This is a genomic window from Arthrobacter sp. Alg241-R88, assembly GCF_900537115.1.
Lineage (GTDB): Bacteria > Actinomycetota > Actinomycetes > Actinomycetales > Micrococcaceae > Arthrobacter.
Genome location: NZ_UNRG01000001.1, coordinates 557,448 through 573,177, shown reverse-complemented (window position 1 = coordinate 573,177; position 15,730 = coordinate 557,448). Strand labels below are relative to the sequence as shown.

At 65.9% G+C, this 15,730-nt stretch carries 14 protein-coding genes; 5 read left to right on the top strand and 9 right to left on the bottom strand.

The window, feature by feature from the left end; translation table 11 throughout:
- Positions 1 to 178 precede the first annotated feature (178 nt).
- Positions 179 to 1,330: a glutamate--cysteine ligase gene (locus G6R19_RS02660; RefSeq protein WP_163162019.1), complete on the top strand. Its 1,152-nt coding sequence runs from the start codon at positions 179 to 181 to the stop codon at positions 1,328 to 1,330.
- 77 nt (positions 1,331 to 1,407) lie between these two features.
- Here the strand turns inward: G6R19_RS02660 and tsaD are convergent, their stop codons facing one another.
- From tsaD to G6R19_RS02625, 7 genes are all read right to left on the bottom strand, one after another.
- Positions 1,408 to 2,496, bottom strand: a complete 1,089-nt coding sequence (gene tsaD / locus G6R19_RS02655; protein WP_163162017.1) for a tRNA (adenosine(37)-N6)-threonylcarbamoyltransferase complex transferase subunit TsaD — start codon at positions 2,494 to 2,496, stop codon at positions 1,408 to 1,410.
- Positions 2,493 to 2,972: a ribosomal protein S18-alanine N-acetyltransferase gene (gene rimI / locus G6R19_RS02650; RefSeq protein WP_163162878.1), complete on the bottom strand. Its 480-nt coding sequence runs from the start codon at positions 2,970 to 2,972 to the stop codon at positions 2,493 to 2,495. Before rimI ends, tsaD begins: the two co-directional genes overlap by 4 nt.
- Positions 2,973 to 3,016: 44 nt before the next feature.
- Entirely contained in the window at positions 3,017 to 3,688 is a 672-nt protein-coding gene (tsaB, locus tag G6R19_RS02645) for a tRNA (adenosine(37)-N6)-threonylcarbamoyltransferase complex dimerization subunit type 1 TsaB (RefSeq protein WP_163162015.1), read from the bottom strand.
- A complete protein-coding gene (gene tsaE, locus G6R19_RS02640) occupies positions 3,688 to 4,320 on the bottom strand; it encodes a tRNA (adenosine(37)-N6)-threonylcarbamoyltransferase complex ATPase subunit type 1 TsaE (RefSeq protein ID WP_163162013.1) in 633 nt (210 codons plus the stop codon). The genes tsaB and tsaE overlap by 1 nt, the downstream gene beginning before the upstream one ends.
- Positions 4,317 to 5,540, bottom strand: a complete 1,224-nt coding sequence (alr, locus tag G6R19_RS02635; protein ID WP_163162004.1) for an alanine racemase — start codon at positions 5,538 to 5,540, stop codon at positions 4,317 to 4,319. Before alr ends, tsaE begins: the two co-directional genes overlap by 4 nt.
- A gap of 37 nt (positions 5,541 to 5,577) precedes the next feature.
- Positions 5,578 to 6,435 (bottom strand): alpha/beta fold hydrolase, encoded by an 858-nt coding sequence (locus G6R19_RS02630; RefSeq protein WP_163162002.1) that lies wholly within the window; start codon positions 6,433 to 6,435, stop codon positions 5,578 to 5,580.
- A gap of 139 nt (positions 6,436 to 6,574) precedes the next feature.
- Positions 6,575 to 7,666: a carbohydrate kinase family protein gene (locus G6R19_RS02625; RefSeq protein ID WP_163162000.1), complete on the bottom strand. Its 1,092-nt coding sequence runs from the start codon at positions 7,664 to 7,666 to the stop codon at positions 6,575 to 6,577.
- 82 nt (positions 7,667 to 7,748) lie between these two features.
- Between G6R19_RS02625 and G6R19_RS02620 the strand changes: the two genes are divergently transcribed.
- From G6R19_RS02620 to G6R19_RS02605, 4 genes are all read left to right on the top strand, one after another.
- Positions 7,749 to 9,179: a 6-phospho-beta-glucosidase gene (locus tag G6R19_RS02620; RefSeq protein ID WP_163161998.1), complete on the top strand. Its 1,431-nt coding sequence runs from the start codon at positions 7,749 to 7,751 to the stop codon at positions 9,177 to 9,179.
- Between the two features lie 77 nt (positions 9,180 to 9,256).
- Positions 9,257 to 10,519 carry a D-inositol-3-phosphate glycosyltransferase gene (gene mshA / locus G6R19_RS02615; protein ID WP_163161996.1) on the top strand — a complete coding sequence of 421 codons (1,263 nt, stop codon included), beginning with the start codon at positions 9,257 to 9,259 and terminating at the stop codon, positions 10,517 to 10,519.
- Between the two features lie 47 nt (positions 10,520 to 10,566).
- Complete coding sequence (locus G6R19_RS02610; RefSeq protein WP_163161994.1) at positions 10,567 to 12,243, top strand: formate--tetrahydrofolate ligase; 1,677 nt, start codon at positions 10,567 to 10,569, stop codon at positions 12,241 to 12,243.
- A gap of 122 nt (positions 12,244 to 12,365) precedes the next feature.
- Positions 12,366 to 13,292, top strand: coding sequence for a DUF559 domain-containing protein (locus tag G6R19_RS02605; protein WP_346010072.1), 927 nt, complete (start codon positions 12,366 to 12,368; stop codon positions 13,290 to 13,292).
- A gap of 84 nt (positions 13,293 to 13,376) precedes the next feature.
- Here the strand turns inward: G6R19_RS02605 and G6R19_RS02600 are convergent, their stop codons facing one another.
- Positions 13,377 to 14,462, bottom strand: a complete 1,086-nt coding sequence (locus G6R19_RS02600; protein ID WP_163161992.1) for an inositol-3-phosphate synthase — start codon at positions 14,460 to 14,462, stop codon at positions 13,377 to 13,379.
- A gap of 163 nt (positions 14,463 to 14,625) precedes the next feature.
- On the bottom strand, positions 14,626 to 15,666 hold the full coding sequence (gene mgrA / locus G6R19_RS02595; RefSeq protein WP_163161990.1) for an L-glyceraldehyde 3-phosphate reductase: 1,041 nt from the start codon (positions 15,664 to 15,666) through the stop codon (positions 14,626 to 14,628).
- Between the last annotated feature and the right edge of the window lie 64 nt (positions 15,667 to 15,730).

The following is a 15,730-nucleotide window of genomic DNA, read 5'->3' as shown; positions in this document are numbered from 1 at the left end:
ACCGCCGCGGATGCTGCGGCCAGGACGGGGAAGGATTTGTGAAAACTGTCACGCAGGTGTTGGAACGGGGCCATCAATACGATGCTACCCCTGCACTAGACTTGAAACACCCGTCCGCCTGCCAGCAGCAGCCTGTGAGCGGCGTGCGCCAGCAGTAAACCGGACAGTGAGGATACGTGTGAAGATTGACTTCGCTTCTTCGAGGCAATCAACCCTCGGTGTTGAATGGGAGCTCGCGCTGGTGGACGGCCGCACCGGCGAGCTCGCCTCCGTAGCCAACGAGGTACTCCGCGGCGTGGCATCCCGCCACCCGGAACTCAACGAAGATGACGAGCACCCGCACATCAAGCAGGAACTGCTTCTGAACACCGTGGAGTTGGTTACCGGCATCTGCGAGACTGCCGCGGAAGCGAAGGAGGACCTCACCCGGTCCCTCGCAGCCGTCCGGGAAATCACGGATCCGATGGGTGTGGAGCTGTTCTGCGCCGGAAGCCACCCGTTCAGCCCCCCGCAGCTGCAGCCGGTGACGGACAAGGCCCGCTACGCAAAACTTATCGACCGCACCCAGTGGTGGGGCCGCCAGATGGTCATCTACGGCGTGCACGTCCACGTGGGGCTGGACCGCCGCGAGAAGGCGCTTCCCGTGCTGGACGGGCTGGTCAACTACTTCCCGCACTTCCAGGCGCTGTCGGCATCGAGCCCTTTCTGGGGCGGCGAGGACACCGGCTACGCATCACAGCGGGCCCTGATGTTCCAGCAGCTGCCCACGGCCGGCCTTCCCTTCCAGTTCAGCTCCTGGGAGGAATACGAGTCTTATGTGCAGGACATGTTCACCACGGGAGTGATCGACACCCTTTCGGAGATCCGGTGGGACATCCGGCCCGTACCGAACCTTGGCACCATCGAAATGCGCATCTGTGACGGCCTGGCCACACTGGAGGAAGTGGGCGCCATCGCTGCTCTTACCCAGTGCCTGGTGGACGAGTTCTCCACCACCCTGGACAACGGGGGAACCATCCCCACCATGCCGCCGTGGCACGTCCAGGAGAACAAGTGGCGGGCCGCCCGGTACGGCATGGACGCCATCATCATCCTGGACGCCGCCGGCAAGGAGCAGTTGGTCACCGACCACCTGCTGGAGACCCTCAACCGGCTGGAGCCCGTGGCCGCCAAGTTGGGCTGCCCGGACGAGTTGGCCGACGTCGAAAAAATCATCCGCCGGGGCGCCGGCTACCAGCGCCAGCGCCGGGTTGCCGAGGAGCACGGCGGCGACCTCCAGGCCGTGGTCCTGGACCTGGTCAAGCAGATGCGGAACGGCCCCACCGCCTGATTTCCATTGCGTTGACCTATCAGTTTTGGTCCCCAAACGCGTGTTTTGGGAACCACAACTGATAGCTCAACTGGAGTTCAGGCGGGGAGGGACACCGCTGTGACCGGCAGGGAGGAATCCGGGGCGAATCGGATTCCGCTCGGCCCAACCCCTGCCATCACCAGCTGTGCGCCCAGTGCCGCCACCATGGCGCCGTTGTCGGTGCAGAGGTCCAAGGGCGGCACATGCAGCCTGATTCCGGCGGAGGCGCAGCGCTGGCCTGTCAGCTCGCGCAGGCGGGAGTTGGCCGCCACCCCGCCGCCGAGCAGCACATCCTTGATGCCGTGCTCCCGGCAGGCCAGCACGGCCTTGGAGGAGATGATGTCCACCACGGCTTCCTGGAACGCGGCCGCGATGTCGGCCACCGGAACTTCCTGCCCGCGTGCCTCGAACTGCTCAACGCACCGGGCCACGGCTGTCTTGAGGCCGCTGAAGGACCAGTCGTAGCGGTGCGGGCCGGGTTCCTCGGATGTTCCCATGTACTTGGGCTGGCTGAGGCCGCGGGGAAAGCGGATGGACTTGGCGTTGCCGGTGCGGGCCACCTTGTCGATGGCCGGTCCGCCCGGGTAGCCCAGCCCCAGGATTCGGGCCACCTTGTCGTACGCTTCCCCCGCGGCGTCGTCGATGGTGGACCCGAGGAGGACTACGTCGTCGGTGATGCTGTTGATTTTCAGGATCTCGGTGTGGCCGCCGGACACCAGCAGGGCGCCGAGGTTTTCGGGCAGCTGCGGCACCTGCCCTTCCTTCCCGTCCAGCAGTCCGACGCCTACGTGCGCGACGAGGTGGTTGATGGCATACAACGGTTTGCCGGTGGCCACGGCCAGCGCTTTCGCGGCGCAGACCCCCACCATGAGGGCGCCGGCCAGGCCGGGGCCGGACGTGACGGCGATCGCGTCCACGTCGTCCAGGGCCACGCCGGCGTCGGACAGTGCCTGCTCGAGGGTGGGCACAAAAGCATCAAGGTGGGCGCGGGAGGCGATCTCCGGGATGACCCCGCCGAACCGGACATGTTCATCCATCGACGAGGACACCGTGTTGGTCAGGAGGGTGGTCCCCCGGACAATGCCCACCCCGGTCTCGTCGCAGGACGATTCGATGCCCAGCACCAGTGGCTGCGAGCGGTTCATGGCTGGCCTGCTTCCGTTGACGTGGCGTCTCCCGTTCCTTCGCCGGCTGCCCCGGTGAGCTGGAGCCGCATGATGAGGGCGTCCACGCCGTCGCGGTAGTAGCGGGGCCGGACATGGATCTGTTCAAAGCCGAACCGCCGGTAGAGCTGCTGGGCACGGGGATTGTCGGCACGGACCTCCAGCAGGAGATCCGCCGCGTGCCTGCGGCGCGCTTCCTCAATGAGCCGGGTCAGCAGCGTGGTGCCAATGCCGCGGCCCTCGTATTCAGGCACGACGGCGATGGTCTGCACGTCGGCGATGGGTTCAATGCACATCAGCCCGGCGTAGCCCACGATGCCGGTGCTGCTCTCCGCTACCAGATATTGGCGGGTCTCCGGCTGGGACAGCTCGTCATAGAACATCTGCAGGGGCCACGCATCCACCGGGAAAAGCCGCTGTTCCAAAACGCTGACGGCGATCACGTCCTCAGCGGTCATCCCACGCACGGAGACGCCATGGCTGCTGATGTCCGGGGCCGTGCTCACAGTGCCCTCTTCCTGGGTCCGGGGACCTGCGCATCGGATTCGCGGAGATACAAGGGGGTGGAGTCGCGGAGCTCGTCACCGGCCGCGAGCCGCGCCAGCGCGAACTGCCCAAGGTACAGGGCGTCCGGCTGTTCCGCCGCGAACTCCGGGTCCGCCTTCAGGGTGTGTGCGTAAAGCCCGGCGCCTGCGCCGTAGGCGGGCAGGTCCGGCAGGTCCGCGGCGAAGCCAACGTGCGGGCCGTCCTCCAGCACGGGAAGCTGGCCTTCGGGAAGGCCGTAGCGCGCCCAGTAGACCTCTTTGCGCCGCGCGTCCGTTACCACCAGGAATTCGGGGGCGGCGGCAGTGGATTCGGCGACTTCCAAAGCAACGGCGTCCAGGCTCATCAGCCCATGGAGGGGCTTGCCCCAGACGAAGGACAGGGTGCGTGCGGTGGCGATGCCTGACCGCAGCCCGGTGAACGGGCCGGGGCCCACGCCCACCACCAGGGCGTCGATATCACTGCCGCTGACACCGGCATCGGCCAGGAGCTGTTCGATTCCCGGGGCGAGCACCTCGGCGTGGCTGCGGGTGTCCTCGGTGGAGAAGCTGGCCACCACGCCTTCGAGGGCGTCGTCTGAAACCAAAGCAGCGCTTGCCACGGCAGAGGTGTCGATGGCGAGGATGAGCATCAGGCTTTCCCTTCAAAGGTTTCGACGGGTTCCGGAACAGCCGGCCAGCGGGGACCGTACCCGCGCATCACAATGGTTCGCGGCTCGTCCGTGTCCTCGTCCTCGAAGTCCAGCATGCCGCCGTCGGTGGTGCCGGGATCATCGGCTGAGGCACCAAGGCCGCCAGTGCCCAGCCCCATGGCACGGTGCAGGTCAATCTCCAGCCGGCTCTCGCTCAGGTGCTCCACCCGGTCATGGCCCCACTCCACCACCGTCACGGACGAGTCCAGGGTGTTCTCGAGGTCGATGTCGTCTATCTCTGCTGCCGACCCCAGGCGGTACGCATCAACGTGCACCAGGTCCGGACCGCCGGGACGGGGCCCCTCGGGCAGGTTGGGATGGATGCGGACCAGGACGAACGTGGGGGAGATAATCCCGGCGCGGACGCCCAGCCCCTCCCCCAATCCTTGGGTGAACGTCGTTTTGCCGGCCCCCAGCTCGCCGGAGAGCACCAGCAGGTCCCCGGCTTCGAGGACCGCCGCAAGGCGTGCGGCGAGCGCATGGGTCTGGTCCGCCGTCGCCGCGGTTAACGTCTTTTCCCAGTTGGGACGAACCCCGCCGGTGTCCCTTAACTCCGCGGAGGGCGCGTTCATGCGGCACCCTCTGCACCGTGAACGACGCCGGCCGGAGCCTGTTCGTTGATGAAGCGGCGGGGCACCCGCGGGCTGATCCTGGTGACGATCTCGTAATTGATGGTTCCGGCCGCGCGTGCCCAGTCGTCGGCAGTGGGTCCGCCGTCGGTGCCGTCCCCGAACAGCTCGGCTTCGGCCCCCAGCAGGCCCGCGCCGGCAGGGCCGGTGTCGCCGAGGTCGATGACCATCTGGTCCATGGCGATTCGCCCCACCACCGGGTAGGTTTTACCGGCCACCCGGACGGGACCGCCCGTAGCGACGCGCGGTACTCCGTCGGCGTAGCCCACCGGGATCAGGCCCAGGGTGCTGGGGCCGCTGGTGTGGTAGCGGAGACCGTAGGAGACGCCTTGCCCGTCCGGCACTTCCTTGCACTGGGAAACTAGGGTCCGCAGTGTCATGGCCGGGCGGAGTCCCAGCTCGGCCGACGTCTGCCCGTCAAAGGGCGACAGCCCGTAAATCCCCAGGCCCACGCGGACCAGGTCGAAGTGGGTGTCGGGCCGGGACAGGGTGGCCGGTGTATTCGCGAGGTGCCGGACCTCCGGGTCCACGCCGGCGTCCTCGGCAACGGCGAGCACTTCGCGGAACGCCGCGAGCTGCTGGTCGGTCTCGGGCCGCTCCGGTTCGTCAGCGACGGCAAGGTGCGAAAAAATGCCCACCACGCGCAGCAGGCCCTGGTCCTGGTATTCCATCGCTTCACCCACGAGGTTGTCCCAGGTATCCAGCGTGGCACCGTTGCGTCCCAGGCCTGTGTCCACTTTCAGGTGGACGCGTGCCGGACGCTCCTGCTCCCGGGCCGCCGCCACGATCCGTTCCAGCTCCCACCCCGAGCAGCCGATGTCGACGCCGGCAGCCACCGCGGCGCCAAAGTTGCTTTCCGTGGTGTGCAACCACGCGAGCAGCGGGGCGTCGATGCCGGCGGCACGCAGGGCCAGGGCTTCGGAGATGTGGGCCACCCCCAGCCAGGAGGCCCCAGCTTCGATGGCGGCCCGCGCCACCGGGACCGCACCGTGCCCGTAGGCGTCTGCTTTTACCACCGCCATGACTTTCGCGGGGGAAGCTGCAGCCGCCAGCCGGCGGACGTTGTGCCGGATGGCGTCGAGGTCAATCACGGCGGACCGTTCATAGCGGGGGCTCCGCGGCGGGGCAGCGTCGAATTCACCGGTTGTTGCTGGGTAAGTCACCTTAGTGATTCTAGTGCGGGCATTTCCGGCCGAATAATCACGCGCTGCCGGGCCCGAATTCTGTCCGCAGGAACTCGGCGAGGTCAGGGGCGTGGGTTGCCGGCCACCAGTGACCGGCGTCCACGTAGGTCACTGTGAGCTCCTGCACCCAGTCTTCGAGGCCATCGACCAGCCGCGGCGAAAGGAACGGGTCCTTGACCGGGACCACCACGCGGACTGGGATTGATACCGGAAGCGGCGGCCGGCGGTATTCGACGGACAGGAAATTCGCCCGGTAGAGGGCAAGGCCGCGCACCGGATTGTCGCCCACCCTGCGCCCGGTGGTCCTCTCGAAGGCGCCGGTCAAGAAGAAGTGCCACACCGCTTCCGGCAGCACAGGAACCTGGAAGGCGGCAACGTAGAGGCTGCGCAGTAGTTGTCCCATCAGCTGCGGCCATTGCCGGGCATGCCGCAGCCGTTCCCGCATCCACCAGACATAGTGCTGCAGGTCCGGTCCGGAAACGCTGGTGAACCGGCTGATCTTTCCGGCCGCCCGGACATCCTTGATAGCCGCCCATGCCTGGATGGATCCCCAGTCGTGGCCCACGACATGAACCTCGGACGCCTGCGTTGCGGCCAGCACCGCGTACAGGTCATCCACCAGTGTGGGCAGCGCAAAGCTCCCGGGTTTTCCTGTAACCGAGGACAGTCCGGCATTACGGGTGTCATAGGCGATGACATGGTGGGTTGGTGCCAACTCGCTGATCAGCGGATAAAACACGCTGTGGTCGTCGGGGTAGCCGTGGACCAGGAGCAGGGTGGGGACACCACGTCCCGGGTCCGGGCCGTATTCAAAAACTGCCAGCTTCGCCCCCTGAACAGGGACTACACGCCGCCTTTCTCCCCACCTGTCCATGGATTCAAGGCTAGAGCACGACTATTGCATTCATGAGGATCATGATGGGGCGCGGGAAATTGTGCTCGTAGAACACCTTCGAGGCGATGACTCGCTTCCACGCTCCGGCGTTGTACCAGACCAGCAGTCGCCCGGCGCGTTACGCGTCAGAGAGGTGTGCGATAGTGGCGGCAGCCCTGCGCTGGGCGGCCAGCGGAACGTCCTGGACGATGTCTGCCAAGAACGAGAAGCGCCGCAGCCACTGGCTGGTCTGTCTTTCGGGCCTGGCGTTGGCACGTTTCCACCAGTCGGCGATGTCACCCCAGCCCGGGGCGGCAAGGGAACCTCCCACTTCCTGTACCGCGAGCGAGGCACAGAGGTTGGCGAAGCGCAGCCTGTTCCCCAGAGGCCAGCCGGCCAGGCTCCCCACGATGAATGCGGCGTCGAAACAGTCGCCGGCGCCTGTTGGATCGAAAGCCTTGACGGGAAGTGAGGGCACCCACTCCTCCTCGCCCGTTTCCGAGTCGACCGCCATGGCGCCCTGTGGCCCGAGGGTTACAACGGCTACCGGCACCCTGTCCGCCAGCGCATATAGGGCAGTCCAGGGATCGTCCTTGCCTGTGAATGCCATGGCCTCGCGCTGGTTGGGCAGGAACGCGTGGAAATACTGCAGGTTGTCCAGCCGGACCGGCGCCCAGACGCCGCTGGGGTCCCAGCCGACGTCCCCGAACAGCTTCACGCCCGCCTGGTGCGCCGCCATGGCCCACGGCTCCACTTCCAGGCCCACTTCAGCGATGCCGGCGAGCGCGGGAGGCGGGTCCCCGATGAGCTCCGACGCCGTCACCGGTGGAGCATGGCCGTGAGTCACCAGGGACCGGTCCTTGTCCACACACAAGGAGACCGTCACCGGCGAATGCCAGCCCGGAATCTTCCGCGACAGGCTGAGGTCCACGTGCTCCTGGCCGGACAGGATCTTCCAGTTGAAATCCCCGTAGCCGTCATCGCCGAAGGCCGCCGCCAGACCGGTGCGCAGGCCCAGCCGTGCCGCGGCGATTGCCTGGTTTGCCACCCCACCCGGGCAACTGCCCATGCCGTCGCTCCAGATTTCCGTGCCCGGTTCGGGCCCGTGCGGCAGGCCGGTGAAAATGATGTCCTGGAACACCGTTCCGGCCAGCAGCACGTCGAATCCGAGGCCCGACGGCGCGCGGACGGCAGCCAGGGGGTCAAACGGGCGTGCGGGTATCGCCTCCATGTGCCGCACACTACGCCCTGCCACAGACATACGGTAGGGGCGGCCGTAGGTGCTGCGGAGACCCACGCCTAGACTGCTGATTATGCGGCTTCTGATCGTCGGCGGTGGGGGTTTCCGGGTTCCGTTGATCTACCGCGCGCTGGTCTCCGGGTCCTTCACTGGGGTGGTCACGGAACTGGTGCTGTTCGACGTCGACCCTTCCCGCCTTGCCGCCATGGCAGCGGTCCTGCGCAGCATGCCGACCGGGCAGGGCCGCCGCCTACCGGTCCATTCCACCACCAACCTCCCGGAGGCCCTGGCGGGAACGGAGATGGTGTTTGCCGCCATCCGCCCCGGCGGCACCGCGGGACGGGTGGCCGACGAAAAAGTCGCGCAGGACCTGGGCCTGCTGGGCCAGGAGACAACCGGGGCCGGCGGCATCTCCTACGCCCTCCGGACCATCCCGCACATGCTGGAACTGGCGCGCCTCATGAAGGAACACTGCCCGGACGCGTGGCTGATCAACTTCACCAATCCGGCCGGCATGGTCACCGAGGCGCTCCTGCCAGTGCTCGGCAGCCGCGTCATCGGGATCTGCGACTCCGCGGGCGGGCTGGTGCACCGCGCGGCGCGCGCCGCCGGCGTCACGCTGCCGGAAGGAACGCTCGACGGCGTGGGCTACTACGGCCTGAACCACCTGGGCTGGCTGTACCGGCTGGAGTCCGGCGGACGGGACGTCCTTCCTGCACTGCTGTCCGATCCGGTTGCCCTTCAGTCCTTCGAAGAGGGCCGGCTGTTTTCCCAGCCGTTCCTTGCCCGCCTCGGCGCCCTTCCCAACGAGTACCTGTATTACTACTACCAGCAGGACGCTGCCCGGGAAGCGATGCGTGCCATGACTGAAACCCGGGGAGAATCCATCCACAGCCAGCAGCAGGAGCTGTACCCGAGGCTGGCAACGGCTGACGGTAACGCTTTCACCCTGTGGGAGGCTGCGCGCAGGTCCCGCGAGGAGGGCTACCTGGCCGAGGCCCGTGGGAAGGGTGAACGGCGCAACGAGGAGGACCTTGCCGGCGGCGGCTATGAGCGGGTGGCGCTGGCGGCCATGCGGGCTGTATCGGGTTCGGGGGATGCGCAGCTGATCCTGAACACACCCAACACTTTGGCTGGGAAAGCAGGATCTGCTGCTCCTCAAGCGCCCGAGCCAGCCACCGCTCAGCGGGCCGCCCCCAAAGCTGCCATTCCCGGGCTGCCGGCCGACGCCGTCGTCGAGCTTCCCTGCACGGTAACGGCCGACGGCGTGCTGCCGCTGGCCCAGCAGGCTCCACCGCCGGAACAACTCCAGCTGCTCCGCCAAGTGAAAAAGGTGGAGCGGCTGGCCGTGCGGGCTGCCACGCAGGGTGACCGGGACGCCGCGCTGCAGGCCTTCGCGCAGCATCCCCTGGTGGGGTCGGAAGGACTCGGTGCGGACCTGCTCGCCGGCTACGAGCAGGCGTTTCCAGCCCTGGGGAAGATGTGGCGGGGCGGTACGCGTTGACACAGGAGTAGTGTTTTATCGAATGCCCAGCACTCACCCGGCGCGCCAACCTGCGCCGGGAGCCGGAAGGAGGTCCCGTGGCACCGGTCCGCAGGGTGGCATTACTGTCACTCCACACCTCCCCCATGGAGCAGCCGGGTTCCGGTGATGCCGGCGGCATGAACGTGTATATCCGGGAACTGGCATCCGCCCTGGCCGAGGCCGGCGTGGAAGTGGAGATCTTCACGCGCGCCACCTCCGCCGGCCAGCCCGCCGTCGAGCACCCCGATCCCGGCGTATGCGTCCACAACGTCCTGGCCGGCCCCACCCGGAAAATCCCCAAGGAGGAGCTTCCCGGCCTTCTCCACAGCATGGTGGAAGAGATCGAGCAGATCAGGCAGCGGCAGCCGCACGGCCGCTACGACGTCATCCATTCGCACTATTGGGTCTCCGGGATCGCGGGCCTGGAGCTTTCCGGGCTCTGGGGCGTGCCGCTGGTGCACACCATGCACACCATGGCCAAAGTCAAGAACCTACTGCTTGAATCCGGCGAACAGCCTGAACCGCGGCGGCGCGAGCTGGGTGAGCACCGCATCGTGGACGGCGCAGCCCGGCTGATTGCCAACACCAGCGCGGAAGCGGCCGAGCTGGTCTCGCACTACAGGGCATCGTACGAGCGGATAGACATTGCCCCGCCCGGAGTTGACCTCAGCACTTTCACTCCTGCGTTCCGGGCCAGGTCGCGGACTGAGCGGGGCATCGGTGCCGAGACTTTCCACCTGGTTTTCGCGGGCCGGATCCAGCGGCTCAAGGGGCCGCAGATCCTGGTCAAGGCCGCAGCCCTGCTTCGGCACCGGCGTCCAGACATCAACCTGCGGCTCACCATCCTTGGTTCGTTAAGCGGAAACAAGGAATTCAACCTCCGGCGGCTGGTGGCGGAGTCGGAGATGGACGACGTCGTCACGCAGCTTCCGCCGGTCAAGGCACCGGAGCTGGCGGCCTGGTTCCGGGCGGCCGATGTGGTGGTGATGCCCTCCTACAGCGAGTCCTTCGGGCTGGTTGCGCTTGAAGCCCAGGCCTGCGGCACGCCTGTGGTGGCAACGCGGGTCGGTGGTCTGTCGCGGGCCATTTTCGACGGCAGGACGGGGCTGTTGGTGGACGGCCACCATGCCTCGGACTGGGCGGATGCGCTGGAGGCGCTGTACGACGACCCCGCTACCCGCGAAGACATGGGGCGGGCAGCCGCCATCCGCGCCCAGAACTCCGGGTGGCAGCGCACGGCTGCCATCACGCTCGAGAGCTACCACACCGCCGTCGACCACCATGCAAGGCAGCCCCTGACAACGGTTCCCGCCCCCTGACGCCCCATCCGCTCCAGCTGCCCTATCCGCTCCAGCAAAGGACAAAGATGTCTGCTACCCCGAGTGACCTCGAGATCGCCCGCGCGGCACGGATCCTGCCCATCGAGGAGATCGCGGCGGCCGCCGGAATCAACGCGGAGGCGGTGGAACTGTACGGGCGGTACAAGGCGAAAATCGACCCCGCGCGGCTGGACGCACCGCCACCCCAGGGGAAGGTAGTGCTGGTCTCAGCCATGTCCCCCACCCCGGCTGGTGAGGGAAAGTCCACCACGACGGTGGGGCTCGCCGATTCGCTGGCACGGGCGGGCCACCGGGTAATGATCGCCCTACGGGAACCCTCCCTTGGACCGGTCCTGGGCATGAAGGGCGGAGCGACGGGCGGCGGGTACTCGCAGGTGCTGCCCATGGACGAGATCAACCTGCACTTCACCGGGGATTTCCACGCCGTGACGTCGGCGAACAATGCCCTGATGGCGCTGGTGGACAACCACATCTACCAGGGCAACGAACTCAACATCGACCCCCGGCGCATGACCTTCAAACGGGTTCTGGACATGAACGACCGGGCACTGCGTGAGGTGGTCATCGGACTGGGCGGACCCACGCAGGGAGTACCCCGCCAGGACGGGTTCGACATCACCGTCGCGTCCGAGATCATGGCAGTTTTCTGTCTCGCCACTGATCTGGCGGACCTCCGCGTACGCCTGGGCAGGATCACCTTCGGCTACACCTTTGACCGTTCGCCGGTGACCGTGGCCGACCTCGGCGTACAGGGCGCGCTGACGCTGCTGCTGAAGGAAGCCATCAAGCCCAATCTGGTGCAGACCATCGCCGGCACCCCTGCCCTGGTCCACGGTGGCCCCTTCGCCAATATTGCGCACGGCTGCAATTCACTGATTGCCACCCAGACGGCCCGGCGGCTGGCGGACATTGTGGTCACCGAGGCAGGCTTCGGCGCCGACCTGGGTGCCGAGAAGTTCATGGACATCAAGGCACGGACGGGCGGCCTGGCGCCCTCCGCCGTTGTGGTGGTGGCAACGGTGCGGGCTTTGAAGATGCAGGGCGGGGTGGCCAAGGACCAGCTGACAACCCCTAATGTGGCCGCATTGGAAGCGGGGATGGCCAACCTGCGGCGGCACATCCGGAACGTGGAGAAGTTCGGGGTGCCACCGGTGGTGGCCATCAACAGGTTCGGCTCCGACTCTGCCGAGGAACTCGACTGGCTGCTGGCGTGGTGCTCTGCGGAGGGAGTTCCGGCCGCGGTCGCCGATGTGTGGGGCCGCGGCGGCGGTGGCGACGGCGGTGACGAACTGGCCGCCCTGGTGGTGAAGGCACTGGCCGGGCCGAACGACTTCCGCCACCTCTACCCGCTGGAGCTCCCCGTAGAGGACAAGATCCGGACCATCGCGCAGGAAATTTACGGTGCGGACGGGGTGGATTTTTCCGTCCCGGCCCTGAAACGGCTGGCCGACATCGAGCGGAACGGCTGGGGCGGGCTCCCTGTGTGCATGGCCAAGACGCAGTACTCGTTCACGGACGACGCCTCGCGTCTCGGGGCGCCCAAGGGATTCATCATCCACGTGCGCGACCTCCTGCCCAAGACCGGGGCGGGCTTCATCGTGGCGCTCACCGGAGCGGTGATGACCATGCCCGGACTGCCCGCCGCCCCGGCTGCGATGCGCATGGACGTGGATGACGCCGGCAACCCCGTTGGCCTCGCCTAATCAACCGCCCCCTCGTTGACCTATCAGTTTTGGCAGTCATACATGGGTTTTGGGAACCAAAGCTGATAGCGCAAACGAGGCCTGTGGATATCTCCTGCGGCCGCACCGGGCTCCGGGTAACAATGGTCCGCATGCAGCCTCCCGCACCTTTGCCGGCCCATCTTTCTTCGGTCCCTTTCACAGTCCATGAGGCGCAGGCGGCGAGCCTGAGCACCGGTCGGCTACGTTCGTCTGACCTGGCATCCGCCGGCCGCCTGCTCTATATGCCCGCCGGTTGGGAATTCGAAATTGCCGGGCTGGCCCGCGCACTTTCCGCCGCAACTCCGGGGGCATGGATCTCACACATAACGGCAGCAGACTTGTGGGGACTCTGGCTTCCGAGCTGGCTGCAGGGCTCCAGAATCATGCACCTCAGCAAGCCAAAAGTACTGCCACAAGTGCGGCGGGAAGGTGTTGTCGGCCACACCGTCTTAGCTTTCGACGACGAAATCACCGTCTTTGAAGGCATCCGCATATCCACTCCGGCACGGACATGGCTGGATCTGGCAACTTCGTTACCTCTGCGAGATGTGGTTGCTGTGGGTGACCAATTGGTCCGACAACCACGAAACGGTTTGGAAGAACGAACACAGCCATGGAACACCGTGGAGCAGTTGCGCTGCATGCTGAACCGGCACCCCAAGATGAAGGGGATCGTCAAAGCCCGCGAGGCAACATTATTGATGCGTACGGGCACTGACTCCGCCCCTGAAACTTTCCTGCGTCTTGCCCTTACTGAGGCCGGTCTTCCCGAGCCTGAACTGCAATTGCGGGTCAGCCCCGGTGATGACTATTCCCCGGCCGCTGATATGGGATACCGGTCGCACCGCATCGCTATCCAGTACGACGGTTGCCACCACCTGACGCGGGAACAGCAGTCCAGGGACAATCGGCGGGACGAAGCGTTCAACTCGGCGGGCTGGCGGTACTTCAAGTTCAATGCGGATGACCTGGCCCAGGACTTCCGGCGTGCCACGAACCAGGTAAGGCTGGCACTCCGGGCCGCTTAAAAGCCAGTTGCCCTATCACTTTTGGTTCCCAAACCAAGGGTTTGAGGACCAAAAGTGATAGGGCAACTGCAGTAAATCGGGGGTTTAGCGCTCGAGGTCTCCGCGGATGAAGGCTTCCACCTTTTCGCGGGCGAGGTCGTCGTTGAACTGCTTCGGCGGGGACTTCATGAAGTAGCTCGATGCGGAGAGCAGCGGGCCGCCGATGCCGCGGTCCAGGCCGATCTTGGCGGCGCGGATGGCGTCGATGATCACGCCGGCGGAGTTGGGTGAGTCCCAGACCTCCAGCTTGTACTCGAGCGAAACGGGGGCGTCGCCAAAGTTGCGGCCTTCGAGGCGGACGAAGGCCCACTTGCGGTCATCAAGCCACTGGACGTAGTCGGACGGGCCGATGTGGACGTCCTTGGCGGCCAGCTCGGCTTCTACGTTGGATGTGACGGCCTGGGTCTTGGAGATCTTCTTGGACTCCAGGCGGTCGCGCTCCAGCATGTTCTTGAAGTCCATGTTGCCGCCGACGTTCAGCTGGTACGTGCGGTCCAGGGTGACGCCGCGGTCTTCGAAGAGCTTGGCCATAACGCGGTGCGTGATGGTGGCACCGATCTGGCTCTTGATGTCGTCCCCCACGATCGGCACGCCGGCGGCGGTGAACTTGTCAGCCCACGCCTTGGTACCGGCGATGAACACCGGCAGGGCGTTGACGAAGGCAACCCCGGCGTCGATGGCGCACTGGGCGTAGAACTCGGCAGCTTCCTGCGAACCAACTGGCAGGTAGCACACCATGACATCAACCTTGGCGTCCTTAAGTGCCTGGACAACGTCTACAGGCTCTTCGTGGGACTGCTCGATGGTCTCGAGGTAGTACTTGCCCAGTCCGTCGAGGGTGTGGCCACGCTGGACGGTGACGCCAGTGGGCGGTACGTCGGCGATCTTGATGGTGTTGTTTTCGCTGGCCAGGATCGCATCGGCAAGGTCAACGCCCACCTTCTTGCCATCTACATCGAACGCAGCGACGAACTCAACGTCACCCACATGGTACTGGCCGAACTCGACGTGCATCAGGCCCGGGATCGTGGCCTTGGGGTCTGCGTCCTTGTAGTAGTGGACGCCCTGGACCAGCGAAGCGGCACAGTTTCCTACGCCGACAATTGCAACACGAATCGGATGTGAAGACACGGAACTCCTTTGAGGACAAACGTCAGCCGGCCGGGTTCCGCTGCGACTAAAGTACGACGGCGGCCGGCAGGCCCGGCGCCGCGCGGCGCCTTTTCATAGTACCCAACAGAGCGGGACAAGGGCTTGTTCCCCTGTCCCACTCCTTGGGACGACGGCAAAGAAACTAGACGGGCTGCTTCCAGAGGTTAATGTCCGATTCCACGGCGAATTCGTCGATGGCGTTCAGCTCATCCTCCGTGAACTCGAGGTTGTTGATGGCGGACAATGTGTCTTCCAGCTGGCGGACGCTCGATGCCCCGATCAGTGCGGATGTGACAGGCGAGCCCTTGGGCTGGTCGCGCAGGATCCAAGCGACGGCCATTTGCGCCAGGGACTGCCCGCGGCCTTCGGCGATGCTGTGGAGTCCACGGATCCGGTGCAGCTTTTCGTCCGTGAGTGCGTCCTCGGACAGGAACCGGGCCTTGGCTGCACGCGAATCAGCAGGAACACCGTTGAGGTAGCGGTCGGTGAGCATGCCCTGGGCCAGCGGCGAGAAGGCGATGGACCCTGCGCCCACCTGGTCGAGTGCCTCATAGAGATTTGGCGATCCGTTCTCGGTCCACCGGTTGAGCATGGAGTAGCTGGGCTGGTGGATCAGCAGCGGCGTCCCGAGGTCCTTCAGGATCCGGGCTGCTTCCAGGGTTTGCTCCGGGGTGTAGGAAGAGATGCCGGCATACAGCGCCTTGCCCGAACGCACTGCGTAGTCCAGTGCACCCATGGTTTCTTCCAGCGGGGTCTCCGGGTCCGGCCGGTGGCTGTAGAAGATGTCCACGTAGTCCAGGCCCATCCGCTGCAGCGACTGGTCCAGGCTGGAGATCAGGTACTTGCGGGAGCCCCATTCACCGTAAGGGCCGGGCCACATGTAGTAACCGGCCTTCGTGGAGATGACGAGTTCGTCCCGGTAGGGCTTGAAGTCGTCCTTGAGGTGACGGCCGAAGTTGGTTTCGGCGGAGCCGTCCGGCGGGCCGTAATTGTTGGCGAGGTCGAAGTGGTTGACGCCCAGGTCGAAGGCGCGGCGAAGGATGGCGCGCTGTTCGTCAAAGCGCTTGTCGTCGCCGAAGTTGTGCCACAGGCCGAGCGAGATCGCCGGAAGTTTCAGGCCGCTGCGGCCAACGCGGCGGTAGGGCATGGAGTCGTAGCGGTTTTCCGCCGCGGAATAAGTCATACGTTCCATCCTGCCAGTTGTGACCGACGCTACAGATGATGGCCGTAAAGTTACGCCGCAGGCT

What these genes read in the sequence shown, in the direction of transcription:
- tsaD (WP_163162017.1), bottom strand. Translation starts at nt 2,496, where the DNA reads ATGAACCGCTCGCAGCCACTGGTGCTGGGCATCGAATCGTCCTGCGAC.
- rimI (WP_163162878.1), bottom strand. Translation starts at nt 2,972, where the DNA reads ATGACCGCTGAGGACGTGATCGCCGTCAGCGTTTTGGAACAGCGGCTT.
- tsaB (WP_163162015.1), bottom strand. Translation starts at nt 3,688, where the DNA reads ATGCTCATCCTCGCCATCGACACCTCTGCCGTGGCAAGCGCTGCTTTG.
- tsaE (WP_163162013.1), bottom strand. Translation starts at nt 4,320, where the DNA reads ATGAACGCGCCCTCCGCGGAGTTAAGGGACACCGGCGGGGTTCGTCCC.
- G6R19_RS02630 (WP_163162002.1), bottom strand. Translation starts at nt 6,435, where the DNA reads ATGGACAGGTGGGGAGAAAGGCGGCGTGTAGTCCCTGTTCAGGGGGCG.
- G6R19_RS02625 (WP_163162000.1), bottom strand. Translation starts at nt 7,666, where the DNA reads ATGGAGGCGATACCCGCACGCCCGTTTGACCCCCTGGCTGCCGTCCGC.
- G6R19_RS02620 (WP_163161998.1), top strand. Translation starts at nt 7,749, where the DNA reads ATGCGGCTTCTGATCGTCGGCGGTGGGGGTTTCCGGGTTCCGTTGATC.
- G6R19_RS02610 (WP_163161994.1), top strand. Translation starts at nt 10,567, where the DNA reads ATGTCTGCTACCCCGAGTGACCTCGAGATCGCCCGCGCGGCACGGATC.
- G6R19_RS02605 (WP_346010072.1), top strand. Translation starts at nt 12,366, where the DNA reads ATGGTCCGCATGCAGCCTCCCGCACCTTTGCCGGCCCATCTTTCTTCG.
- mgrA (WP_163161990.1), bottom strand. Translation starts at nt 15,666, where the DNA reads ATGACTTATTCCGCGGCGGAAAACCGCTACGACTCCATGCCCTACCGC.